Raw genomic sequence first — 23721 nt, forward strand, 5'->3', positions numbered from 1 at the left:
GCCACCCCGCAACCCCCGGCTACGGCGCGATGCGGATGATGCGGTCGTCGCCGTCGCGGGGGTCGCCGCGGCCGTCGGTGTTGGAGGTCGCGACCCAGAGGGCGCCGTCGGGAGCGCGGACGACGGTGCGGAGGCGGCCGTAGCGGCCGTCGAGCGTCGCGCGCGGGCTGCCGGTGGAGGCGCCGCGCAGGGGGACGCGCCACAGCCGCTCGCCGCGCAGCGCGGCGACGAACAGCGTCGAGCCGGCGATCGCGGCGCCGGAGGGCGAGGCCTCGGAGGTCGGCCACGTGACGAGCGGGTTGACGTAGCGGCCGCCGTCAGTCGAGCCCCTGCCCTCGACGACCGGCCAGCCGTAGTTGCGGCCGGGTCTGATCAGGTTGACCTCGTCGAAGCGGTCCTGGCCGAACTCGGTCGCCCACAGGCGGCCGGCTCTGTCCCACGCCAGGCCCTGAACGTTGCGGTGGCCGAGCGACCACACGAGCGAGCCGGGGATCGGGTTGTCGGACGGCGCGCTGCCGTCCGCGTTCATCCGCAGGATCTTGCCGTTGCGCGAGTCGCGCTGCTGCGCGAGGTCGGGGTCGGCGGCATCGCCGACGCCGGCGTACAGCTTGCCGTCGGGGCCGAAGGCGATCCGCCCGCCGTTGTGGTTGAAGGCGCGCGCCAGGCCGGTCACGATCGCGCGCGGTCTGCCGCCCAGTCTGAAGCGCACGATGCGGTTGTCGCGCGCGGAGGTGAAGTAGGCGTAGACGAGCCGGTCGCGCGCGTAGCCCGGCGAGACGGCGAGGCCGAGCAGGCCGCCCTCGCCGGCCCCGGTGTCGACGCCCGGCACCGTCATCACCGTGCGCGCGCTGCCGCCGCCGGCCGGGATCCGCTTGATCCGCCCGGTCGTGCGCTCGGCCACCAGTGCGTCGCCGCCGGGCAGGAAAGCGATCCCCCACGGCACCTCCAGGCCGGTCGCGATCGTTCTGACCGCGGCGCTCTCGGCGGCCGGTGCGGCGGCGTCGTCCGATCCGGAGTCGGAGTCCGACGCGCACGCGGCCGGCGCGAGCGTGAGTGGAGTCAGCAGGAGGAGCGTGAGCAGGGAGCGGCGCATCTCATGACCCTGCCCGCTCGCGGCGCGCAGCTCACGTTGCGGATGAATGGAGTTCCTCGACAAATGTGGTAGCTCTATGCGAGTAGTGCTTATAGAGTTCATATTTCGATATGGACCGCGCGACGAACCCGTACACGCCAGGCGCTGGAACGCAGCCCCGGGCACTCACCGGCCGCGAACAGGAGCTTGACGACTTCCGCGTCCTGCGCACGCGGTTGTCGCACGGGCTTCCGGAGCGCAGCATCGTCCTGTGCGGCCTGCGCGGCATGGGCAAGACGGTGCTGCTGCGCGAGATGGCACGCGAGGCGCGCGACGACGGCTGGCGCGTCTCGTTCATAGAGGTGCGCAGAGGGACCGACCTGCGCGACGCGTTGACCGCTGCCGCGCTCGAGCAGCTCGCCGGCCTCAGCATCCGCGAGCGTGCGCTCGGCGCGTTCTCGCGCGCGATGGGGCTGATCCGCGCGATCCGCGCCACGGTCACGCCAGAGGTCCAGGTCGACTTCGATGCGACGGAGCTGCTGACCGTGGGACGCTCGCTTGAAGCCGACCTCGGCGAGCTGCTGGCGCGGCTCGGCGCGCTCGCGCGCGACCAGGGGATCGGCGTCGCGTTCGTCGTCGACGAGCTGCAGGAGCTGGAAGGCGAGAGCCTCGCGGCGCTGTGCGCGGCGATGCACCGCGTCAACCAGGAGGAACTGCCGATCGCTCTGGCGGCAGCAGGCCTCCCGTCGCTCCCCGGGCTGCTCGCCTCGGCGAAGTCGTACGCCGAGCGGCTGTTCGCCTACCCGCGGATCGGGCTGCTGCCGGACGCGGCCGCGCAGCGGGCGATCGTCGAGCCGCCGCGCACGGTGCTCGGCGATGCCGCTCCCACCCTCGACGGCGCGGCAGTCGACCGCATGGTCGCCTTCGCCGCCGGCTACCCGATGCTGCTGCAGGCGATCGGCAAGCATGCGTGGAACCGCGCCAGCGGCGATCGAATCACGCTCACCGACGTGCGCGCCGCCGAGCACGACGCCTTCGACGACCTCTCGCGCGAGCTGTTCCTCGCCCGTTGGCAGCGGGCGACGCCGCGTGAGCGCGACTATCTCGTGGCGATCGCGACGGTCGGCGAGCCCTGCAGTTCGGCGGCGGCTGCCCACGCCGCCGGCTTCGCCGACTCGACGGCGGCGAGCGTCTCGCGCAACCAGCTGATCGCGAAGGGCCTGCTGTGGGCGCCCGAGCGTGGGCGGATCGCGTTCACGATGCCGCTGTTCGACCGCTTCGTGCTCGCCCGCGACGAGCACGAGCCGACCGCGCCGGCCTAGCTGACAGCTACGCGGGCGCTGATCCGCTCGATCAGCTGCGCGAAGGTGTGGCCGGCGTGCTCGGCGGCGAGCGGCGTCGGACCGGTCTCGGTCAGGCCCGGGATCGTGTTGATCTCCAGCACCCACGGCTCGTCGCCCTCGAGGCGGATGTCGACGCGGGCGAAGTCGCGACAGCCGGCGGCGCTGTAGGCGTCGGCGGCGACCTGTCTGACGCGCGCGTCGACGGCGTCAGGCAGGCCGGCGAGGCGGACCTCCGACTGGCCGATCTCGTAGTGAGCCTGGAACGAGTAGTACTCCTCGGAGGCCATCACGATCTCGACGACCGGCAGCGGCTCGGGCGCGTCGGCAGGGCCGAGGACGGTCACGGCCAGCTCGCGGCCGGGCACGAACCGCTCCAGCAGCACGCGGTCGTCGTAGCTCATCGCGCCGAGCACGGCGCCGCCGAGCTGGGAGCGCTCCTGCACGACCGACAGCCCGAACGACGAGCCCTGGCGGGCCGGCTTGACGACCATCCGGCCGTCGAACTGCTGCCACACCGCGTCGAGCGTCTTGCCGGCGCCGTAGTCGGCGAACGCCTGCTTCGTGAACGAGTGCCACGACGGCGTCGGCACGCCGCGCAGCTCGCAGAGGCTCTTGAAGGTGTGCTTGTCGAGGCAGATCGCCGAGGCGAGCGCGTCGGAGCCGGTGTACGGCACCTGCAGGATCTCCAGCAGGTCCTGGACGGTCCCGTCCTCGCCGCCGACGCCGTGCAGGGCGATGAAGACGAAGTCGGGCTTGGCCCGCTGCACGATGTCGACGAAGTCGGCGCCGACGTCGACCAGCTCGACCGCGTGGCCGAGCTGCTTCAGCGCCTTCGCCGCCTGCTGGCCGGAGCGCGCGCTGACCTCGCGCTCGAGCGACCGTCCGCCGTAGGCGACGAGCGCGCGGCTCATGCCGCGTTCGCCGCGTGGCGGTCGATCAGGGCGGAGGCGAAGCTGCGCGTCGTCGAGCGCTCCTCGCGCGCCTCGGCGAGGCCGATCGCGAGCAGCTCGTCGAGCAGGTCCGGGAAGGCCAGCCCCTTCGGTTCGAAGAGGTAGAAGGCGAACGAGCCCGGGACCGTGTTGGGCTCGTTGACGACGATCCGCTCGGGGGTGTCACCGTCCGCCGGCAGCACGAAGAAGTCGTAGCGCACGACGCCGGCGACGCGCAGCGCCCGGTGCGCCTTCTCGGCCTCGTGACGGATCCGCTCGCGCAGCTCGGGGTCGACGTCGGCGGGGATGACGCGGTCAGCCGAGGCCATGCCCGCTCCGCTCTCAGACGAACCGGCCGCGCCGGCCTTGCCGCCGCCGCCCTTCGCCCCGCCGCCCTTCGCACCGACAGCGCCCTTCGCGCCGGAGCCGCCGGCCGACAGGTACTTGTCCTCGAAGGTCAGGCCAGCCTCGCCGCCGAGCGGCCGCTCGACCTCCGAGACCGTCAGCTCGCCGCCGGGGCGGCCGAGAACGGCGCAGTTCAGCTCGGTCGCGCCGGTCGCGAACGGCTCGACGACCGCCTGGCGGTCCAGCTCGAAGGCCAGCTCCAGCGCCTCCTCGACCTCGGCGGCGCTGCCGCAGCGGGCGACGCCGATCGAGGAGCCGAGCGTCGCCGGCTTGACGACGACCGGCGGCGGGAACGCGGTCGCGAGGTCGGTCAGCACGGCGGCGCGATCGGCCTCCCATTCGCCGCGCTCGATGCGGCGGTGGGGCAGCACGTCGATCCCCGCCTCCTTCAGCACCGTCTTGGCGAGGTGCTTGTCCATCCCGACCGCGAACGCCGCGACGCCGCGCCCGGCATGCGGGATCGCGGCCAGCTCCAGCGCGCCGAGCAGCGCGCCGTCCTCGCCGCCGGTGCCGTGGATCGCGTTCAGCACGATCGAGATCGGCAGCGCTCTGTCGCCGCGCAGGCGCGAGGTGGAGGGCTCGAAGAAGGGGCCGTCGGCGGCGCCGAGGCGCAGTTCCAGCGGCCGCGCGCCGCGCGGCGGCGACTGCGTGAAGGCGGCCACGTCGCGCAGCTCCTCGCCCGTCCACCAGCGGCCGTCCTTGCCGACGTAGAGCGGGATCACCGTGTGGCGCTCCGCCAGCACGGCCATCGCCTGCTGCGCGGTGATGATCGAGACGTCGTGCTCGACCGAGGGTCCGCCGAAGACGACGCCGACGGTCTGTCCGGAGGGGAGAGGCATGGGGCGGAAGGGTATCGTTCGCCCCTCCGTGAACGCGACTTCCGGCACCACCACCACGCTCACCGTCGACGGCCTGCGCATCCGCGTCGCGCATACGAGACCCGCCGGGATCGACGATCCGCCGGTCGTCGTCGTGCTGCACGGCTGGGGCGCGTCGATCGACGCGGTCGGCTCGATCATCGCCGGGCTCAGGGACAAGGCCGAGGTCGTCGCCGTCGACCTGCCCGGTCACGGCGAGTCCGACATGGTGCCGGCGGCGTGGGGCAACGCCGACTTCGCCGCCTTCGTCATCAAGGTCGCCGACGCGCTCGACCTCACGCGCTTCGCGCTCGTCGGCCACTCGCGCGGCGCCGCCGTCTCGATCGTGCTCGCCTCCGACCCGGCGACCAGCGGGCGGATCGAGCGGATGGTGCTGACGGGCGCCGCCGGCATCAAGCCGAGACGCAAGCCCTCCTACTACGCGAAGGTCGCCTCGGCGAAGTTCGGCCGCGTCGTCGGCGCCGTCGGCGGCCCGCCCGGCAAGCGGCTGCAGCAGAAGATCCGCGCCCGCGCGGCCTCGGCCGACTGGCTCGCCGCGCCCGAGGCGCTGCGCGGCACGCTGCGCAACGTCCTCGCCGACGACGTCTCCCCCCTGCTGCCGCGGGTCGCCGTGCCGACGCTGCTGATCTGGGGGCCCGACGACGACGCGACCCCGGTCTGGATGGGCGAGCAGATGGAGCGCGAGATCCCCGGCGCCGCGCTGATCGTGCTGAGAGGCGGCGGCCACTTCGCCTATGCCGAGCTGGCCGGCGAGTTCAACGTGATCGCCGCCCACTTCCTGATGCAGGCTGGAGCCAGATGACCGTCCTCGCATCCGCGCTGATCGCGCTCGGCGCGCTGATCGCGCTCGGCGGCGCAAGCCACCTGCTGCTGCACGTCTTCCAGCAGGAGCACTACGAGGCCCGCCGCCTCTACCTCTGGATCGGCCAGGCGACGGCGATCCGGCTGGCGCTGCCGGAGGCCGGCCTCGTCTTCGTCGCCGCGGTGGCGACCTCGCTGGCGGGCGCCTCCAACGACGCCTTCGGGATCGTGCTCGCGGTCGCGCTCGTCGCGATGACGGCCCGCGCCGCCCGCGTCGTCTGGACGCGTGAGCAGATCAAGCCGCTCGTCTTCACGCCCCGCGCCAGACGGCTGTTCGGCCTGCAGCTGACGGTCGCCGCGCTCGTGCTCGCGATCGTCGTCGCGGTCGGCGGCGACCAGGAGTGGGCGCCGGCGGTCACCGGCGCGGTCGGCGCGCTGCTGCTGGTGGTGGCGCCGTGGCTGCTCGGCGACGTCGTCAACCGCATGCTGAGACCGGTCCAGCAGGCCGACAACCGCCGCTTCGTGCGCAGAGCCGAGCAGCGCCTGCGCGACGTCAGACCGCTCGTCGTCGGGATCACCGGTTCCTACGGCAAGACGACGACGAAGGCGTGCGTGACCGCCGTGCTCGACCTGCTCGGCCCCGCCTACCCGACGCCGGCCTCGTTCAACAGCCAGCTCGGCGTCGTGCGCGCGATCAACGAAGGGCTGCTGCCGACGCACCAGTCGTTCGTCGTCGAGATGGGCGCCTACCGCACCGGCGACGTGAAGGAGCTGTGCGACCTCGTGCACCCGCGCGTCGGGGTGCTGACGGCGATCGGGCCGGCCCACCTGGAGCGCTTCGGCTCGCTCGAGGTGACCGAGCAGGCGAAGGGCGAACTGGCCGACGCGATCCCCGCCGAGGGCCTCTTCGTCACGCGCGCCGACGACGAGCGCACGCTTCGCGTCGCGCGCACCCGCGCCGCCGGCCGCGTGCTGTTGTTCGCGCCCGCAGCGCATCCGGAGGCGGATTTGTGGGCCGAGGACGTGCGCCTGCAGGACGGCAGAACGATCTTCACGCTCGTGCTGAGAACGGGCGAGCGGGCCGAGGTGCGCGCCCGCCTGCTCGGCGAGCACAACGTCGCCAACCTGCTCGCGGCGGCGGCCGTCGGCGTCGGCCAGGGGCTGGCGCTCGCCGACGTGGCGCGCGCGCTCGGCCGCGTCGCGCCGCCCGACCACCGCCTCTCCCCGATCGTCAACAGAGCGGCCGGCGTCGTCGTGATCGACGACTCGTACAACGCCAACCCGGAGGGCGCGGCAGCCGCGCTCGGCGTGCTGCGCGACCACCCGGCGACGCGCCGCCTGCTCGTCACGCCCGGGATGGTCGAGCTGGGCGAGCGCGAGCGCGAGGAGAACCGCCGCCTCGGCGAGCTGGCCGCCGGGGTCGCCGACGTGGCGGTGCTGATCGGCCCGCGCGGCGCGGACGTGCGCGACGGCATGCTCGCCGCCGGCGCCTCCGCCGACCAGCTGCACCACTTCCCCGACGGCCCCAGCGCCCACGCGAAGGTCGCCGAGCTGACGCGCGCCGGCGACGTCGTGCTGTTCGAGAACGACCTGCCCGACGTCTACGCGTAGCTACTCCGCTACTTCGCCGAACCTGGCGCGTTTGCGCTTCTATGTTCACCCACCGTTTCTCGCGGCTGGCGCTGCCCGTCGGCGTCGTGCTGACGCTGGCGGCGACGGCGCCGGCGGCCCACGCGCTCGGCTTCGCCGAGGCGCCGGGATCGCCGTATCTCAGCACCGTCGCCCCCTCCGAGAGCGCAACCGCCGACTTCGATGGTGACGGCAACGCCGATGTCGTCACCGCGTACGCGACGCCCTACTACACGCCCCCGCGTGTCGGGGAGATCGTCGTGCGGCTCGGCGACGGGAACGGCGGCTTCAGCGCCCAGGCCCCGATCGTGCCCGCATCGCCGCCGGAATCCCTGATCGTCGGCGACCTCGACGGCGACGACGCCCCCGACGTCGTCACCGGCGACGCCGACGGAACGCTGACGGCGCTGCTCGGCGACGGCGACGGCGGCCTCACGAGAGCCTGGACGAGCGGATTCCTCGGCAGATGGACCCAGGCCGCGATCGCCGACGTCGCCGGCAGCCCGGCCCCTGACCTGCTGGTGACCGTCCATGACGCCGGCCCGAACGTCCAGGTGCTGGTCGGCGCCGGAGACGGCACCTTCGCCCCCGGCGGCACGATCACCGTCAACGACGGCCCCAGCCGGCCAGCGGTCGCCGACCTCGACGGCGACGGCACCAAGGACGTCGTCACGACCGGCTTCAGCGGATCGGGGTACTTCTCGCTGGCGGTGCAGCTCGGAGACGGCGCCGGCGGCTGGAGCGAGGCGCCCGGCTCGCCCTACGCGACCGGCACTGCGCCGAGCCGGCCGTACATCGCCGACTTCAACGCCGACGGCACCCCTGACATCGCCTACCCGAACGTCTTCTCCCATTCGATCGGCGTCCTGCTCGGCGACGGCGACGGCGGCTTCGCCGCGGTCCCCGGCTCGCCGATCAGAACCGTCCCCTGGCCCGCGCGAATCGCAACGGCCGACTTCGACGGCAACGGGACGACCGACATCGCGGCGGTCAACAACGACGGCCACGAGATCGCGGTCCACCTCGGCGACGGCAGCGGCGGCTTCACGGATGCTGCGGGCGGTCCGTTCGCGACTGCCGGCACCGGCTGGGCTCTGGCCCCGGCCGACGTCGACGGCGACGGCCTCACCGACCTCGTGGTGACCGGCTGGCACGAACTGTCGGTGCTGCTCAACCGCATCACGACGCCCGACGCGCCGTGGGAGCCGAGAAGAGAGCAGCCGGGTGACGAGGAGCAGCCCGGCGGTGAAGAGCAGCCTGGCAACGAGCCCGGCAGAGAGCAGCCCGGCGAGGAGGAGCCGAAGCCGGAGGATGTGCCGGCAATCTTGCACGAGCCCGGCCCGATCAGCGGTCTCGCCCCGCACCCCCGTCCGCTCGGCGAGATCGGCGACCTCTCGCCCGTTCGCCCGGTCGCGCGGGCCGGTGCCACGACCTCCTTGCCGCGGATCCTCTCGACGACGCTGCGCGTGCGGCGCGGCACGGCTGTCGTCCGTATCGCCTGCCCGGCCGGCTCGCATCGCTGCGCCGGCGCGGTCCGACTGCGCGCAGCCGGTCGCAATGGCGCGCTGCTGGGCAGCGGCCGTCTCACCGCCGGCGGTGCCCGCAGCGCCAAGGTCACGCTCAACCGCCTCGGACGGCGGACGCTCGGGCGGCAGCGCACCGGCGCGCTGCCGGTCCGCATCGTCGTCGTCCTCGAGCGCACGGCCGCGACCTCGCGCCAGGTCGTCGAGACGCCCGGCTCGCTGCGCTGAGACGGGGCCGTCGCGCCGCGCGCCCGCCGGCGCGCGGCGCGGCGCGGCGCGACCGCCGGCACGACGCCGCGCCCGCGCTCCTTGCTACGGTCGTAACCCGTGCTCGTGCTCGCAGACGTCTCCCCGGAGCGTCTGAGATCGGTGTGCGGAGACGATCCGGGTCGCATCTGCCGGACCGTCCTCGACGCCACCGACAACCGGACGCTCGCCGAGCTCGGTGACTGGCTGGTGGGACCGCCATTGCGGATCCTGCTGATCCTGCTCGTCGCCGTGATCTTCAACCGCATCGCCCGCCGGGCGGTGAAGCGGATGCTGCGCGGAATGGCCTCCGGCGCGATGCGCGAGCGGCTCGGCGCCGTCCGCAAGCGCACTCCGGCGGCCTTCCTGGAGACGCAGGAGACGAACCTGCGCGCCGAGCAGCGCGCCAACGCGCTGTCGGGCGTGCTGCGCTCGATCGTCTCCTTCGTGATCTTCGCGATCGCCGGCTTCATGGTGCTCGACGAGCTGGGCGTCAACCTCGCGCCGCTGCTGGCCGGCGCCGGCGTCGTCGGCCTCGCGATCGGCTTCGGCTCGCAGGCGCTCGTGAAGGACTTCCTGTCGGGGATGTTCATCCTCGTCGAGGACCAGTTCGGCGTCGGCGACGTCGTCGACCTCGACGGCACCAGCGGCACCGTCGAGGCGATCTCGCTGCGCACGACGCAGCTGCGCTCGGTCGAGGGGACGGTCTGGCACGTGCCCAACGGCGAGATCCGCCGCGTCGGCAACATGTCGAAGCACTGGTCGCGCGCGGTGCTCGACGTCGAGGTCGCCTACGGCACCGACATCGAGCAGGCGCGCGCCGTCATCAAGCGCGTCGCCGACGAGGTCTGGAGGGCGAGCGGCGACGTGCTCGAGGAGCCCGACGTGCAGGGCGTCGAGAGACTCGGCGCCAGCGGCGTGACGATCCGCACGCTCGTCAAGACGACCCCCTCCCAGCAGTGGGAGGTCAGCCGCCTGCTGCGCGAGCGCATAAAGGCCGCCTTCGACGCGAACGGGATCGAGATCCCCTTCCCGCAGCAGACCGTCTGGCACCGCAGCGAGGAGCCGGCCGCGGCTGGCTCGGGCGGCGACGCGAGCTAATCCTTCCCCGGCGACTCGACCTTCTGCAGCCGGCTCGTGTCCATGTCGACCGGACCGGTCGCGAGACGGCTGACGAAGTAGAGGACCACGCCGAGCAGCATCAGGCCGCCGGCGAACGGGAACGACGAGCCGGGCTGCTGGGTCAGCAGGACGGCGCAGACGCCGGCGCCGACGACCGGGATCAGGCTCGGCGCTCTGAAGTGGTCGTGGTCGACGCGATCTCTGCGCAGCACGAGCACCGAGACGTTGACGAGGATGAAGACGCACAGCAGGAGCGTCACGGTCGTGTCGGCGAGCTTCTCCAGCGTGCCGATCGCGATCAGCAGCATGCACAGCGCCGTCGTGAAGACGATCGCGGCGAGCGGGGTGCGGCGGTCTCTGTGGACGCCGCCGAAGAACCTCGGCACGATCCCCTCGCGGCTCATGCCGTAGACCAGCCGCGACGCCATGATCATGTTGATCAGCGCGCCGTTGGCGACCGCGAACAGCGCGATCGCGGCGAAGACCTTCGTGCTGATCGCCAGCGGGCCGACCTGCGCGACCTCCAGCAGCGGGCCGCTGGAGCTGGCGAGCGTCCCGGTCGGGACGGCCATCGAGGCGAGCACGGTGACGGTCAGGTAGATCACACCGGCCGCGATCAGGCCGCCGAAGAGCGCACGCGGGTAGTCGCGCTGCGGGTTCTTCGTCTCCTCCGCGACGTTGACCGAGTCCTCGAAGCCGATCAGCGCATAGAAGGCGAGCGCGGCGCCGGCGAGGATCGCGATCGGGACCGAGTCGCCGCTCTTGAACTCCATCGCGCGGCCGGGGTCGCCGTCGCCGTTGAAGACCGCGGCAGCCGCGATCACGGCGATCAGCAGCAGCCCGCCCAGCTCGATGCACGTGAGCGCGATGTTCAGTCTCACCGACTCCGAGATGCCGCGGAAGTTGATCAGCGCGACGATCGCGATGAAGACGAGCGCGGCCGTCACCGTCGGGACCGAGATGAACTGCTTCAGGTAGTCGCCGCCGAACGCCGTCGAGAGCGTCGCGGCCGAGGTGATGCCCGAGCACATCACCGCGAAGGCGACGAGAAAGGTCAGGAACGGCGCGCGAAAGGCCTTGTTGACGTACAGCGCCGCGCCGGCCGCCTTCGGGTACTTCGTGACCAGCTCGGCGTACGCGAACGCGGTCATGAAGGCGAGCGCCAGCGCAACCGCGAACGACGTCCAGATCGCGCCGCCGACACGGCCGCCGACCTCGCCGACGAGCGCGTAGATGCCTGCGCCGAGCACGTCGCCGACGACGAAGAACAGCAGCATGTTGCGGCCGATCGCCTTCTTCAGGCCGCCCTCGGCGCGCTCTTGCGCCTCCGCCTCGACGCCGGCGGTGCCGCCGGCGTGCAGCGGCCTGCGCCCCGCACCGGGATGCAGGGTTCTCCTGATCGCTCCCATGCCACGACGCTACCCGGCTTCCGGTGCGTCCAATAGCGTCCTCGCCCTGCCGCGCGTCCAGCGTTCCGGCGCGCCGATCGGCCGAATGGCGCGTTTGCGGCGCTCAGGAGCGCCAGACCCATGCCCGCTGGACCCGCACGCTGCCGTCGCGCATCCGCGCCCGCAGCAGCAGCGAACCGGTGGGGAAGGTGCCGTCCCAGACGACGGCGAAGACGCGGTCGCGCGGCGACGGCGTGATCGTGCGCACGTCGCGCGGGCCGCTGACCGTGATCGCGACGACCTCCGGATGAGCACGCCCGACGAGCGTCGTCAGCCCCGGCAGGGTGCGGGCGATACGGCGGTCACGCGGGGAGCCGACCTGCGACTGCGGCTGACTCGTCACCCACGTGAAGAGCGGCCGTCGGCGCGTCAACGGCTCGTTGCCGTCGTTGTTGGGGCAGAAGCCTTCGTAGCGAACGGCGCTGACGACGTCGAGCGTCATGTCGACCCGGCCGGGCCGCGCCCCGACGAGCTGCCCGAACGACGTCAGGCAGGCGCTGCCTCTGCCCTCATCGCGCGGGAAGCCCCACGGCAGTCCGCCGCCGGGGTCGGCGACGCGGTACTCGGCACGCGCGGCCCGCTCCCGCGCCGCGCCGCCAACCGCCAGCAGCGGCGCTTCCCCCGCTCTACTGGGGAGCGCCCACTCGACGGTCTGCAGCGCCTGCGGTTCGCCGCCGCGGCGCGGATGCGTGATCCGCGTCAGCCGCTGCACCGTCCGCGGCCATGACAGCGCGCCCACCGGCGGCCCGCACTGCTCTGGCGCGCCGGGCGCCGCGGGCGCGACTGGACGGAAGACGTTGGCGCCGTCGACCCAGCCGAAGCGGCCGTCGAGCAGGCGGCCGAGCTGCATGCAGTCGTTGCGCGGCCGCACGAGCACGCGGCCGTCGCGCTCGCGCCAGGTGCGGCGCAGACCGTAGGCGCGGATCGCCCACGCCGGTCCCCCATCGGGATCGCCCGCCCGCGCCGCGATCCGCAGGTGACCGACGATCCGGTGGTCGCGGCGGCCGTCCGGCGGACGTGGCGCGACCGCGGAGACACGCGGCGCGGTCCCAGCCGGCGCCGCCACGCCGCCGCCGGCGAGCGGATCGGCGGCGGACGCGGCCGAACCGTGATCGGACGGTCGCAGCGCCAGCGCCAGCACGACCGCGACGGCCGCGCCGCACAGCGCCCCGAGCAGAAGCGTGCGCAGCCTCATCCGCGCCACCTCCCAGCGGTCAGCCCGGTGTCGCCGCGATGCTCGCGCACGCTCCCGTCTCTCAGCGTCACGCGCACACGCAGCGCGCGCGGGTCGACGGTCGCCGGGAAGAGCGCGAGGAAGAGGTGGCGTCTGCCGAGCGCCGGCACGCGTCGCTCGCCGCCGGGTCCGAGCACCTCGATCCGCGCGACGTCGTTCGCGAAGCCGCCCCACAGCGCCGTGCGCGCGGGATGGTCGCCCCACCAGCCGTGGCCCCGTCGCCATGCCGACCGGCCGCCGCTGCCGGGTTCGATCCGGCGGGCGCCGAAGTAGACGCCGGTCGGCGGCATCCCACGGCGGGTGCGACCGCAGAGCGCCGGGCTGGTCGGCGGCTCGGCATGAAAGAGGTCGAGCGTCCGTGACGAGCGCGCGGGCCGGAACTCGACGCAGCGGTCGCGGTCGGAGGACTCGCTCGCGAGCGAGACGTCGACGCGCCAGGCGCGGCCGCCCTCGGGATCGGGCACGACCGCCGGGTCAGTGCCGAAGTCGTGGCGCTCCACGGCGCCTCCGGCGAAGCGCAGCTCGACGCGCAGGGCAGTGTCCTCCGGGTAACCGCGCAGCGCCGTGACGAAGGTGCCGCCGGCGCCGAGCGGCACCGCGCGCCGGCCGTCCGCGAGCACGAGCGTGGCCCCGCGCAGCTGTGAGCCGCCGACGCCGTTGACGACGGTGCGCACGTCGGCGTGGCGGTCGGCGTCGAAGATGCGCGCCCCGACGAGCGAGGCGCGTGCTCCCGCGACCCGCTCGCCGCAGGAGTCGACGATCCGCTCGCTGTAGACGCGGAAGCGGCCGTCGAGACCGACGAGGCCGAAGCGGCCGTCGTCGACCTGGCCGGTCGTCGTGCAGAGCAGGCCGGTCGAGCTGCGCGCCAGCCGCAGCGTCCACGGCGGCGCGGCCGGATCGGGATCGGGCGTGCGCAGCTCGCTGACGCGCGCGCTCGCCGGCAGCGGCAGCTGGTCGCGCGGCGTGTCGCGCGCCGCGGGGCCGCTGATCACGCTCGCGCGCAGCACGGCGAAGGTCGCCCCCGCGGTCGCCGCGCCGACGAGCACGACCAGCAGCGCGGCCAGCCCCGTGTGGCGCAGGCCGAGCCGCTGTCGCAGCCGCGCGAGCAGCGCGGCGCGGCGGGCGTCGCGGCGCCGCGCGGCGGCCGCGACGAGGTCGCGTTCGAGGCCGTCGAGGAAGTCGAGGTCGCTCATCGCGGCTCCTCTTTGAGCTGGCTGCGCAGGGCCGACAGCCCGCGGCTGACGCGCTGGCGCACGACCGCCTGCGAGACCTTCAGGGACGCGGCGATCTCCGCGTAGGAGCGCTCCTCGACGATCCGCGCCAGCAGCGCCTCGCGCTGCTCGGCCGGCAGGTCGGCGACGAGCGCGGAGGGATCGGGACCGCTGCGCGCGTCGATCAGCTCCTCGATCCGCTCGAGGTCGCGGTCGGTCAGCTCGCGCGGCGGGATCCCGAGCCGGCGGCGCGCGCGATCCTCGACCTGGCCGCGGCGGAAGCCGTCGACCAGCACCGAGGAGCCGATCGCGAACAGCCAGCCGCGCGCCGGGCCGCGCGCCGCGTCGTACTGCGCGGCCCGCTCCAGCGCACGCGCGAAGGTCTCGGCGCAGACGTCGGCGGCCAGCTCGGCGCGGCCGGTGCGGCCGTGCACGTAGGCGAGCACCGGGCCGACGTGGCGGCGGTAGAAGGCGGCGAACGCCTCCGGATCCTCGGCGCAGGCGGCCAGCAGCTGCTCGTCGCTGCGCTCTCCCGCCCGCGGCAGCGGCGGCCGCTGCTCTGTCCCCTGTCGCCCCACACCTCCTATACGAGCAGGTCGGGGCGGTTGTGACGCGCAGGCGCTACCGCGCGGCGATCACCGGTCGCACGTGCAGCGTCCCGCCGACGCATTCGTCGCGATCCTCGGCGACGACGTCGGCCAACAGCGAGCGCCAGCCGAAGCCGGTGCCGCGATCGGACGGCTCGACGTCCTTGACCGCGACGTGGCCGGGCGCCGGCAGCGCCGCCGTCAGGTGGTCGAGACCGCCGCTGCGCGTATGGACGACGCAGGCGTCGAGCGCCCGCGGCAGCGGTCCGGCGAGCAGTTCCCCGTGGAGCTGCCAGACAGCGTGCGCGCCGCGCGCGCGGACCGCGTCGGCAAGCGTCGCGACGAGCGGATCGTGCAGCACGACGACGTCGTCGCGGCCGATCTCGGCGCCGAGCAGCGCATCGGCGTCGCGTTCGGCCCAGTGCTCGCCGAGGTGGCGGCGGCGGGTCGCGACGCCGTCGTCGGCCGGACGGCAGAGGCAGGCGTCGACGGCCTCCGCGGCGAGCGCGCCGGAGGGCAGCGCCGACAGGCACCAGACGGTGCGGCCGGCGAGCGCGTCGGCGGCCGCTTCCCGCGTGAAGTCGAGCACGCGCGCGTCGCGCAGCCGCGCGAAGCTCGACGTGCCGGGTCCGCCGTAGTGCGGTGGGAGTCGGTCCGTTCTCGTCGAGGTCATACCTCGGCGTTGCCCAGCGCCCGCCGCGCGCGAAACCGCGCGCGTCGGACGCTGACATCCGGGTCGGGCGAGCCTCAGGCGGGGACGAGCGCGAGCGCGCGCGTCGGGCTGCCGGTGCCGTCGACGAGCTTCAGCGGCGCGACGACGATCAGCGCCCCGGTGACCGGCAGCTCACCGAGGTTGGCGAGCTGCGTGAGGCCGTAGACCCCGGCGCCGAGCAGGTGGGTGTGGGCCGGGAAGGGCGGGTCGAAGCCGCCCGCCGCGCCGGCATCGGTGCCGACCGTCTCGACGCCGAAGCCGGTGATCGCGCGCTCGTTCGCCAGCCACAGTGCGGCGGCGCCGTCGGGGCCGGGCGTCACCGGTCCGTCGGGGCCGGCGTTGAGGAACGCCTCGGCGTCGGTCGCGCGCGACTCCCAGCCGGTCCGCAGCAGCAGCCAGGCGCCGTCGGGGATGCGGCCGTGCTCGCGCTCGTGCGCATGCAGGTCGTCGACCGTCAGCAGATACCCGGGGTTGCGCTCGACCTCGGCGACCTTGTCGATCACGACCGCCGGGCCGACCAGCTTCGCCGGCGGCACCGACGCGACGTCCTCGCCGTCTCTGCCGGTGACCCAGTGGATCGGCGCGTCGAAGTGCGTGCCGGTGTGCTCGCCCAGCTCCAGCACCGACCACGCCCACATCGGGCCTCTGTCGTCGTATCTGCTGAGCGTGCGACGGCTCAGCGGCGGCGTGTTCTCGAACGGCGGCGGCAGCTGCAGCACGGGCGTGCGCTCGCTCAGCGGCTGCGTCAGGTCGACGACCTTGACGGCGGCGCTGGCGAGCGCGTCGAGCAGCGCGGTGACGGGCGTGGCGGACATCGGCACTCTCCTGTGGGGTCAACCGCCGCGGAAGGCGTCCTCGAGCCAGGCGGCGCAGATGGTGGGATCGACCTTCGCGTCGAGCACGAGCGGCCCGGGCGCGCCGGCGGCCAGCCAGCGCTCGACGGCGGCGAGGTCGCCGAGGTCGCGGACGGTGACGGCCTCCGCCCCGGCCGCGCGACCGAGCGCGGCGACGTCGGCGTCGGGAAACTGAGCGCCGGAGACGTCCTGGCCGCTGGGCGCGAAGTGGTGGACCTCGGCGCCGTAGGCGGCGTCGTCGTAGACGACGACGAGCAGCTTGAGGGCGAGCCGGGCAGTGCTCTCCAGCTCCGGCAGCGCCATGAAGCAGCCGCCGTCGCCGAGCGCGGCGACGGTGATCCGGTCCGGCCGCGCGAGCGCCGCGCCGATCGCGCAGCCGAGCCCCAGGCCGACGGCCTGGAAGCCGTTCGCGAAGACCCACCCGCGCGGGTCGGTCACCGGCAGGTACATCGCCGGCCAGCCGAGGAAGTGGCCGGAGTCGAGCGCGACCGTGCGGTCGGCCGGCAGCAGGTCGTCGAGCGCGATCGTCAGCGCGCCGGGGTGGACGCGCCCCGCCGGCGGCTCGCCCGCGCGTGCGACGGCGGCGTCGAGCGGCTCGTCGCGCCAGCGGCGGCGCGCGATCGTCCGTGCCAGCTCGGGGGTGCGCCAGCCGCGGGTGGCGCCGCTGTCGCCGGCGGCGAGGTCGCCCGCGCGGCCCGCCGCCGCATCGAGTGCCGCGATCAGCGCCCTCGCGACCCCGCCGGCATCCCCGACGACCGTCGCCGCCCGCGGGCCGTGGACGCCCAGCGCCGCTTCGTCGACGTCGACCTGCACGACCGCGGCGTCGCCGAAGAGCGTGCCGCTGCGCGTCGTCCAATGGTTGAGCGCGGCGCCGAACGCGAGCACGAGGTCGGCCTGCGGCAGCAGCTCCTGCGCCAGCGGCGTCGCCAGCCCGCCGGCGATCCCGAGCGCGAACGGCTCACCGGCGAACAGCCCGTGCGCAGGCGCGGAGGTCGCCAGCAGCGCTCCGCAGCGCTCGCCGAGCGCGGCCAGCGCTGGCCCCGCGCCGCTCAGCACCGCCCCGCGGCCCCCGACGATCACCGGCCGCTCAGAGGCAGCCAGCAACTCCACGACCCGCCTCACCGCCTCGGCATCCGGGATGAGGGCAGGTTTGCGGGCGTCTGACGACCTCAGAGCCGCCCTCATCGACGGCGCCGGCGCGCGCTGCACGTCAAGTGGGAGGTTGACCACGACGGGGCGGCGCTCGGCGGCGGCGCGGCGGAGGGCGGCGACGGCGTCAGAGGGGTCGCTCAACCGCACGGCGACCGCCCCCACGGCCTCGACCATCGCGGCCTGGTCGATGCGGAAGTTCGAGTGCAGCGCGGCGGCCGGGGTGTCGGCGGCGAGCACGAGCAGCGGGGTGCGGCTCTTGACGGCCTCGGCGATCCCCGTCATCGCGTTCGTCAGCCCCGGTCCCTGGTGGACCGTGACGACGCCGGCCTCGCCGCTGACGCGCGCGTAGCCGTCTGCCATGCAGGCGGCGCCGCCCTCGTGGCGGGCGGCGACGAAGCGCGCGCCACCGGCGACGAGCGCGTTGGTGACGACGAGGTTGCCGCTGCCGAGCACGCCGAAGACCATCCGCACGCCGGCCGCGGCCAGCGTCGCGCCGACCGCTTCGGCGACCGTCTCCGTCGATCCGCTCACGCGGCGCATCCTAGTGGCGGCGCGCCGCCGCGCGCGGGCCGCGCCACGCCGCGCGAGCCTCGCGGCAAGCGCCTAGAACGCCTCCGCCAGGCCGCGCACGACCTCGGGCAGGTTGCGGGCGCGCTCGGCGAGCGCGCGCTGGCGCGCGGCGCCGGGCTCGGCGGCCAGCCGCGCCGCCTCGTCCAGCTCGTCGCGGCAGCCCAGCTCCTCAGCGTGCGGGCGGGCGGCGTCGAGCAGCCGCTCGAGCTGCTCGCGCGCCGGCACCAGCCGCTCGGCGACCGGGTCGATCAGGTCGGCGTCCATCCCGTCGCGCAGCGCCAGGAAGCGGTTCTCCGCCAGCACCTCCGGTGAGCGGACCAGCTGCCGCGCGACGAACCCCTCCTCCAGCTCCAGCCGCGCGACCGACTGCACCAGCGCGACCAGCGCCGCCGTGTCCTCGACGCGCGTCTGCGCGTCCATGATGCGGATCTCCAGCGTGCCGAGCTTCGGCTGCAGCCGCAGGTCCCACCACAGGAAGGTCGGCTCGGGGATCGCGCCGGCGCGTATCAGCGGGTCGACCGCCCCGACCCAGTCGAGGTAGTCGTCGAAGCGGCGCGGGATGCCGGTGCGCGGGAAGGTCGAGAAGACGATCGTGCGGGCCGAGCAGATGCCGGCGTCACGGCCCTGCCAGAACGGCGAGTTGGCCGACAGCGCCAGCAGCAGCGGCACGTGCGCGCGCATCTGGTTGAGCAGTCTCGTCGCGCTCGCCGCCTCCGCGACGCCGACGTGGACGTGCAGCGCGAAGGTCGGCTCGCGCCGCGCCAGCTCCCGCATCGTCTCGTGGATCAGCTGGTGGCGGCCGGCCGGCGAGACCTCCGTCTCCTTCCACGTCGCGGTCGGGTGGGTGCCGGCGGCGGCGACCGCCATCCCCAGCGCCGCGAGCCCGTCGGAGAGCTGGCCGCGCAGCGCGCGCAGCTGGCCGGTCGCGCCGGCGACGGTGCGGTGCGGCTCGGTCGCCAGCTCGATCGCGGCCTGGTGGGTCTCGGCGCTGATGAAGCCGCCGAGCGACTCGGGCAGCCCATCGAGCGCGTCCTCGATCCGCTGCGCCAGCGACCAGCGCCACGGGTCGAGCAGCATCACCTCCTCCTCGACGCCGAGCGTGTAGGCGGTCGCGGTCGGGTTCCACTCCGCCCATTCGGGCAACGCGCCGACGTCCTCTACCGAAGCACCCATGTGTCCTTCGCACCGCCCTGCTGTGAGGAGTTGACGACCAGCGCGCCGGCCTCCCAGGCGACGCGCGTCAGCCCGCCGGGGACGGCGGTCGCGCCGGTCCTGGTCGCGAAGACGAACGGCCGCAGGTCGATGTGCCGCGGCGCCAGTCTGCCGTCGACGACGGTCGGGTGGTGCGACAGCGCGACCGTCTCCTGCGCGATCCAGCGCTCGGGCCGCTCGCGCAGCTCGTGCACGACGCGCCGCACGTCGGCGGCGTCGGCGTGGGCGCAGACGACGACGCCCTTGCCGCCCTCGCCCGAGCGCGGCTTGACGACGTAGGAGCGCGGGTCGGCGATCACGCGCGCGGCGACGTCCGGGTCGCTCGGGTCGAGCGTCGGGACCGACTTCAGCAGCGGCTCCTGGCCGAGGTAGAAGCGGATCATCCCCTCGACGTGGGCGTGCGCGAGCTTGTCGTCGGCCACCCCGGTGCCGAAGGCGTTGACGACCGCGACGTGACCGGCCAGCCACGGCTCCAGCAGCAGCTCGGCGAGCGCGGTCGGGCGGCCGTCGTCGCCGCGCAGCCGGTCCTCGTCGGCGCGGCGATAGACCACGTCGACCTTCACGCGCCGGCCGCCGGGGAGCGTCGCGACGACGTCGCGGCCGTGGCGGCGCAGGTCGCGCAGCGTGACGGCGGGGATCCCCAGCCAGCGCGCCGCGGTCGCGTGCTCGTACCAGGTGGCGCCGTCCTCGCCCTCGCTCAGCAGCACGACAACCGGCCCGTCGGAGCCGCCGCCGCTGCCTCCTCCGCCGCCGGGGGCGGCGTCGCGCAGTGTCCGCGCGAGCGCCGGCGCGACGCCGGCGGCGAGGTCGTGGCGCGGCGCGCCGACGTGCGGCAGCGCCTCCAGCACCGCCTCCTGCGCGGCGACCGCGTAGGTGAAGCCGGACGGCATCCGCAGGTTGTCCTCCAGCACCCGCAACGTGCCGCAGGTGTCGCGCACGACGTCGAGGCCGGCGACGCCGATCGGGACCGCGCCGTCGGGCAGCCGGCCGCGCAGGTCGGGCTCGTAGCCGTCGGCCTGCTCGATCACGTGCGCCGGCACGACGCCGGCGGTGACGATGCGGCGCTCGCCGTAGGCGTCGCGCACGAAGGCGTTGAGCGCCAGCACCCGCTGCGCGAGGCCGGCGGAGAGCGACGCCCACTCGTCGGCGGCGAGGATCCGCGGCACCGGGTCGACGCCGAACGGCTGCGTCCCGAAGGTCGCGCCGATCGCCTCCATCCGCTTCCACACCTGCGCCCGCAGCGCACCGAGATCGACCTCGGCCAGCTCCCCCAGCAGCCGCTCGTACGGCGCGCGCGGCGACCCCGGCGCGGCGTACGCCTCGTCGTACCCCTCGAGCGCCCCGTGCGGCTCGCCGTGGCGGCCGTCACCGTGGCTGTCCTCGCCGGAGCCGCGCGCCTCGTCGTCGACCGGTTCGAGCACCGTCATCGCCGCTAGATCCCGTGCCCTTGCAGCCACATCTCCAGCAGTCCGACCTGCCACAGCTTCGAGCTGCCGATCCCGGTGCGCGCGCCGACCGGGTCGGCCAGCAGCGCCTCGACGTGCTCGGGCCGGTAGAGGCCGCGGTCGCGCGCGGCGCTCGCCGTCAGCGCGGCGCGCACCCGCTCCAGCGGCTCGCCCTCCAGGTGCGAGACGGCCGGCACGGGGAAGTAGCCCTTCGGGCGGTCGATCACGGTCTCCGGCAACAGCGTCCGCGCCGCGGTCTTCAGCACGCCCTTGCCGCCGTGCGCGAGCTTCAGCGACGGCGGGCAGGCGGCGGCCAGCTCGACCAGCTCGTGGTCGAGGAAGGGCGTGCGCGCCTCCAGCCCCCACGCCATCGTCATGTTGTCGACACGCTTGACCGGGTCGTCGACGAGCATGATCTGCGTGTCGAGCCGCAGCGCGCGGTCGAGCGGGTCGTCGGCGCCCGCGCGCGAGAAGTGGTCGCGCACGAAGCGGCGGCTGACGTCGACCGGCGGCAGCCGTCTGGGATGCAGCAGGTCGGCCATCTCGGCCGGATCGCGGTCGATGAACTCGGCCGCGTAGGCGTCGTCGCCGAGCCCGTCGGCGGCCGCCAGCGGCGGGTACCAGGAGTAGCCGGCGAAGACCTCGTCGGCGCCCTGCCCGGACTGCACGACCTTGCAGCCGGCGCCGGAGACCTCCTGCGAGAGCAGGAAGAAGGCGATCGCGTCGTGCGAGGTCATCGGCTCGCTCATCGCGTCGATCGCGTCGGGCAGCGCGGCGAGGATCTCCTCGCCGGAGACGCGCCAGCGCTGGTGCACGGTCTCGTACTGCCGCGCGACCAGGTCGGAGTATCTGAACTCGTCGCCCTCGACCTCCGGCCCGTGCTCGAAGCCGATGCTGAAGGTCTGCAGGCCGCGCTGGCCCTCCTCGGCCAGCAGCGCGACGATCAGCGACGAGTCGAGGCCGCCGGAGAGCAGCACGCCGACGGGCACGTCGGCGACCATCCGCCGCCGCACGGCGACGCGCAGCGCGTCGAGCACCGCGTCGCTCCACTCGCGCTCGCCCATCCCGTCGTGCTCGGGGCGGCGCTCGAACGGCGGATCCCAGTAGGTCGTCTGTCTGCGCGTGCCGTCGGGCTCGATCGTCAGCACGGTCGCGGGCGGCAGCTTGCGGACGCCGCGCAGGATCGTGTGCGGCGCCGGCACGACCGCGTGCCAGGAGAAGTAGTGGTGCAGCGCGACCGAGTCGAGCCGCGTGTCGACGCCGCCGCCCGCCAGCAGGGCAGGCAACGTCGAGGCGAAGCGCAGCGCGCCATCGGTCTCGGCGAGGTAGAGCGGCTTGATCCCGAGGCGGTCGCGCGCAAGCGTCACGCGGCCGGTGTCGCGCTCGGCGACGGCGAAGGCGAACATGCCGGCGAAGCGCTCGACGCAGGCCGCGCCCCAGCGCTTGTACGCCTTTGCGATCACCTCGGAGTCGCCGGTCGAGAAGAAGCGGAAGCCGTCGGCCTCCAGCTCCGCGCGCAGCTCCTTGTAGTTGTAGATGCAGCCGTTGAAGACGATCGTCAGATCCAGCTCCGGGTCGACGAGCGGCTGCGCGCCGCGCTCGGAGAGGTCGATGATCTTCAGGCGCCGGTGCGCCAGCGCAATCCGCTCGTTGGCCCAGCTGCCGTGGCCGTCGGGGCCGCGCCGCGCCATCGTCTCCGCCATCCGCTCGACGGCGCAGACGTCAGCGGGGCGCTCGAACGCGATCTCGCCGGCGAGGCCGCACATCAGCCGCTCACCGCCTCCACCGCGCGCGGGCGCAGCGTCTCGCCGCCGTCGCGGCAGGCGGCGATGAACGCCTGGAAGAGGCGCACGTGCTCGGGCCAGCCGATCAGGCACTCGGCATGCCACTGGACGCCGACGAGGAACGCACGGTCGGGCGCCTCGAACGCCTCGACGGTGCCGTCGGGCGCCCAGGCAGTCGCGACCAGGCCGAAGCCCAGCTCGTCGACCGCCTGATGGTGGAAGGAGTTGACGGCGCCGTGGCGCCAGCCGAGCACGTCGGTCAGCAGCGAGTGCTCGGCGACTCTGACCTCGTGCGTGAGGTTCTCGGCCCGCTCTCTCTGGCGGTGCTCGACCTCGTCGCCGACGACGTCGGGCAGGTGCTGGATCAGCGTGCCGCCGCGCGCGACGTTGACGAGCTGCATCCCGCGGCAGACGGCCAGCACCGGCAGGCCGCGTGCGTCCGCGGCGCGCACGAGCGCCAGCTCGAAGGCGTCCAGCTCGCGCTCGGTCGGTCCCAGCTCGGGATCGGGCTCCTGGCCGTAGGCGCTCGGGTGGATGTCGGGGCCGCCGGAGAGGCAGAGCCCGTCGACGGCGTCGAGCAACGCCTCGGCGGCGACGAGCCCCATCGGCGGCGCCACGACCGGCACGCCGCCGGTGCTCTCGATCGCCTCCAGATAGCGCAGGCCGAGCGCCAGCTCGCGCCGCGGCGGATCGGCCTGGTCCTTCGTCAGGTGCTCCGGCGGATCGCGCATCTCGGAGGTCGTGACCGCGATCAGGGGCCGCTCGCGCCCGCGTCTGGGGCGTCCGTCATCAGTGCTGATCGGCATCAGTGCAGCGATCCCGCGTGTCCGGAGCATCGTCCAACGATGCCTATGCCATACCCGGGAACCGCTGGACGTACGGATGGATTTTGCTGAGCGTGGCTGGACCGGCGGACAACGGCATGGCGGGTCCGCGGCCCCCAGACCGAGAAGATGGTCACCCACCTCTACCACCAACAGGGCTGCCAATGGTCTCCTCACGGCGAGGGCTGCACGAGAAACGCGACTGCCGTCCGCAACGCGATGCGCAACAGAGCCGAGTCGCGGAGCGAACGTCGTGCTCCGGTTGAGACGCTCACTGGCGCTCGTGACGGCGGCTGGCCTGGTGCTGGCCGCTGTCGCCGCGTTCCTGATCCTCAGCCGCGACGGCGTTGACTGCGGGAGCTACCGCTTCGATGCGGGCGCGTGGCGCGCGGCCCAAGCCGCTGGCCCTGGCGGCGAGAAGCGGATCCGCGAGGACGCGAAGGCGATCGCTCGCTGCGGCGTGTTCACCGGAAGATCGACCTCGGCTCTCCGCACGCAGCTCGGAGAGCCGATGTTCAACACCCCGGACGGGTGGTCGTACGCGCTCGCTGAAGATCCCGGGACCGATCTGGCGTGGCTTCACTTCACGTTCGACAGATCTCGACGGGTCGTCTCGGCGTCGGTGTCGACGATCTGACGCTGGTGCGGGCGAGCACGCCGTGTTCGCCTGCACCGACCACCCTGGCCAGTGGCCCGGGCCGGGCGCCTGCGCGCCCGGCCCGGCCGCCGCCGCCCCTCAG

20 protein-coding genes are annotated in these 23721 nt (G+C 74.1%); 6 read left to right on the top strand and 14 right to left on the bottom strand.

The window, feature by feature from the left end; translation table 11 throughout:
• Positions 1–19: 19 nt before the first annotated feature.
• Positions 20–1093 (bottom strand): PQQ-dependent sugar dehydrogenase, encoded by a 1074-nt coding sequence (locus R7226_RS10655; RefSeq protein WP_318597115.1) that lies wholly within the window; start codon positions 1091–1093, stop codon positions 20–22.
• A gap of 110 nt (positions 1094–1203) precedes the next feature.
• Between R7226_RS10655 and R7226_RS10660 the strand changes: the two genes are divergently transcribed.
• Complete coding sequence (locus R7226_RS10660) at positions 1204–2394, top strand: ATP-binding protein (RefSeq protein ID WP_318597116.1); 1191 nt, start codon at positions 1204–1206, stop codon at positions 2392–2394.
• Here R7226_RS10660 and R7226_RS10665 read toward each other — a convergent pair.
• A complete protein-coding gene (locus R7226_RS10665; protein WP_318597117.1) occupies positions 2391–3326 on the bottom strand; it encodes a D-alanine--D-alanine ligase family protein in 936 nt (311 codons plus the stop codon). The genes R7226_RS10660 and R7226_RS10665 overlap by 4 nt on opposite strands.
• Positions 3323–4588: a D-alanine--D-alanine ligase gene (locus R7226_RS10670; protein WP_318597118.1), complete on the bottom strand. Its 1266-nt coding sequence runs from the start codon at positions 4586–4588 to the stop codon at positions 3323–3325. Before R7226_RS10670 ends, R7226_RS10665 begins: the two co-directional genes overlap by 4 nt.
• Before the next feature lie 28 nt (positions 4589–4616).
• On the opposite strand from R7226_RS10670, the gene R7226_RS10675 reads away from it, so the two are divergent.
• The 4 genes from R7226_RS10675 (at position 4617) to R7226_RS10690 (ending at position 9927) form a co-directional block, all read left to right on the top strand.
• Positions 4617–5429 carry an alpha/beta fold hydrolase gene (locus tag R7226_RS10675; protein WP_318597119.1) on the top strand — a complete coding sequence of 271 codons (813 nt, stop codon included), beginning with the start codon at positions 4617–4619 and terminating at the stop codon, positions 5427–5429.
• Positions 5426–7039, top strand: a complete 1614-nt coding sequence (locus R7226_RS10680; protein WP_318597120.1) for a UDP-N-acetylmuramoyl-tripeptide--D-alanyl-D-alanine ligase — start codon at positions 5426–5428, stop codon at positions 7037–7039. The genes R7226_RS10675 and R7226_RS10680 overlap by 4 nt, the downstream gene beginning before the upstream one ends.
• Positions 7040–7080: 41 nt before the next feature.
• A complete protein-coding gene (locus R7226_RS10685; protein WP_318597121.1) occupies positions 7081–8808 on the top strand; it encodes an FG-GAP repeat domain-containing protein in 1728 nt (575 codons plus the stop codon).
• 99 nt (positions 8809–8907) lie between these two features.
• Positions 8908–9927, top strand: coding sequence for a mechanosensitive ion channel family protein (locus R7226_RS10690; protein WP_318597123.1), 1020 nt, complete (start codon positions 8908–8910; stop codon positions 9925–9927).
• Here R7226_RS10690 and R7226_RS10695 read toward each other — a convergent pair.
• The 11 genes from R7226_RS10695 to R7226_RS10745 form a co-directional block, all read right to left on the bottom strand.
• Entirely contained in the window at positions 9924–11357 is a 1434-nt protein-coding gene (locus R7226_RS10695; protein ID WP_318597125.1) for an APC family permease, read from the bottom strand. The genes R7226_RS10690 and R7226_RS10695 overlap by 4 nt on opposite strands.
• A 103-nt stretch (positions 11358–11460) precedes the next feature.
• Entirely contained in the window at positions 11461–12591 is a 1131-nt protein-coding gene (locus tag R7226_RS10700; protein WP_318597126.1) for a hypothetical protein, read from the bottom strand.
• Entirely contained in the window at positions 12588–13823 is a 1236-nt protein-coding gene (locus R7226_RS10705; protein ID WP_318597127.1) for a hypothetical protein, read from the bottom strand. The genes R7226_RS10700 and R7226_RS10705 overlap by 4 nt, the downstream gene beginning before the upstream one ends.
• Positions 13820–14419 carry an RNA polymerase sigma factor gene (locus tag R7226_RS10710; protein ID WP_318597128.1) on the bottom strand — a complete coding sequence of 200 codons (600 nt, stop codon included), beginning with the start codon at positions 14417–14419 and terminating at the stop codon, positions 13820–13822. Before R7226_RS10710 ends, R7226_RS10705 begins: the two co-directional genes overlap by 4 nt.
• 43 nt (positions 14420–14462) lie before the next feature.
• Positions 14463–15101, bottom strand: coding sequence for a hypothetical protein (locus tag R7226_RS10715; protein WP_318597130.1), 639 nt, complete (start codon positions 15099–15101; stop codon positions 14463–14465).
• Between the two features lie 74 nt (positions 15102–15175).
• Positions 15176–15955 (bottom strand): cyclase family protein, encoded by a 780-nt coding sequence (locus R7226_RS10720; protein WP_318597131.1) that lies wholly within the window; start codon positions 15953–15955, stop codon positions 15176–15178.
• 18 nt (positions 15956–15973) lie between these two features.
• The gene (locus R7226_RS10725) at positions 15974–17686 is read right to left on the bottom strand and encodes a thiamine pyrophosphate-binding protein (protein WP_404827811.1); all 1713 of its coding nucleotides are present in this window, start codon (positions 17684–17686) and stop codon (positions 15974–15976) included.
• 63 nt (positions 17687–17749) lie between these two features.
• Positions 17750–18889 (bottom strand): carboxylate-amine ligase, encoded by a 1140-nt coding sequence (locus tag R7226_RS10730; RefSeq protein ID WP_318597133.1) that lies wholly within the window; start codon positions 18887–18889, stop codon positions 17750–17752.
• Complete coding sequence (locus tag R7226_RS10735; protein WP_318597134.1) at positions 18874–20355, bottom strand: circularly permuted type 2 ATP-grasp protein; 1482 nt, start codon at positions 20353–20355, stop codon at positions 18874–18876. The genes R7226_RS10730 and R7226_RS10735 overlap by 16 nt, the downstream gene beginning before the upstream one ends.
• A 5-nt stretch (positions 20356–20360) precedes the next feature.
• Positions 20361–22139 (bottom strand): N-acetylglutaminylglutamine amidotransferase, encoded by a 1779-nt coding sequence (locus R7226_RS10740; RefSeq protein WP_318597135.1) that lies wholly within the window; start codon positions 22137–22139, stop codon positions 20361–20363.
• The gene (locus R7226_RS10745; RefSeq protein WP_318597136.1) at positions 22139–22993 is read right to left on the bottom strand and encodes a gamma-glutamyl-gamma-aminobutyrate hydrolase family protein; all 855 of its coding nucleotides are present in this window, start codon (positions 22991–22993) and stop codon (positions 22139–22141) included. The genes R7226_RS10740 and R7226_RS10745 overlap by 1 nt, the downstream gene beginning before the upstream one ends.
• A gap of 250 nt (positions 22994–23243) precedes the next feature.
• On the opposite strand from R7226_RS10745, the gene R7226_RS10750 reads away from it, so the two are divergent.
• A complete protein-coding gene (locus R7226_RS10750; RefSeq protein WP_318597137.1) occupies positions 23244–23618 on the top strand; it encodes a hypothetical protein in 375 nt (124 codons plus the stop codon).
• The last annotated feature ends 103 nt before the right edge of the window (positions 23619–23721 follow it).

Source organism: Conexibacter stalactiti (assembly GCF_033542075.1).
In the GTDB taxonomy this organism is placed as follows: Bacteria; Actinomycetota; Thermoleophilia; order Solirubrobacterales; family Solirubrobacteraceae; genus Conexibacter; species Conexibacter stalactiti.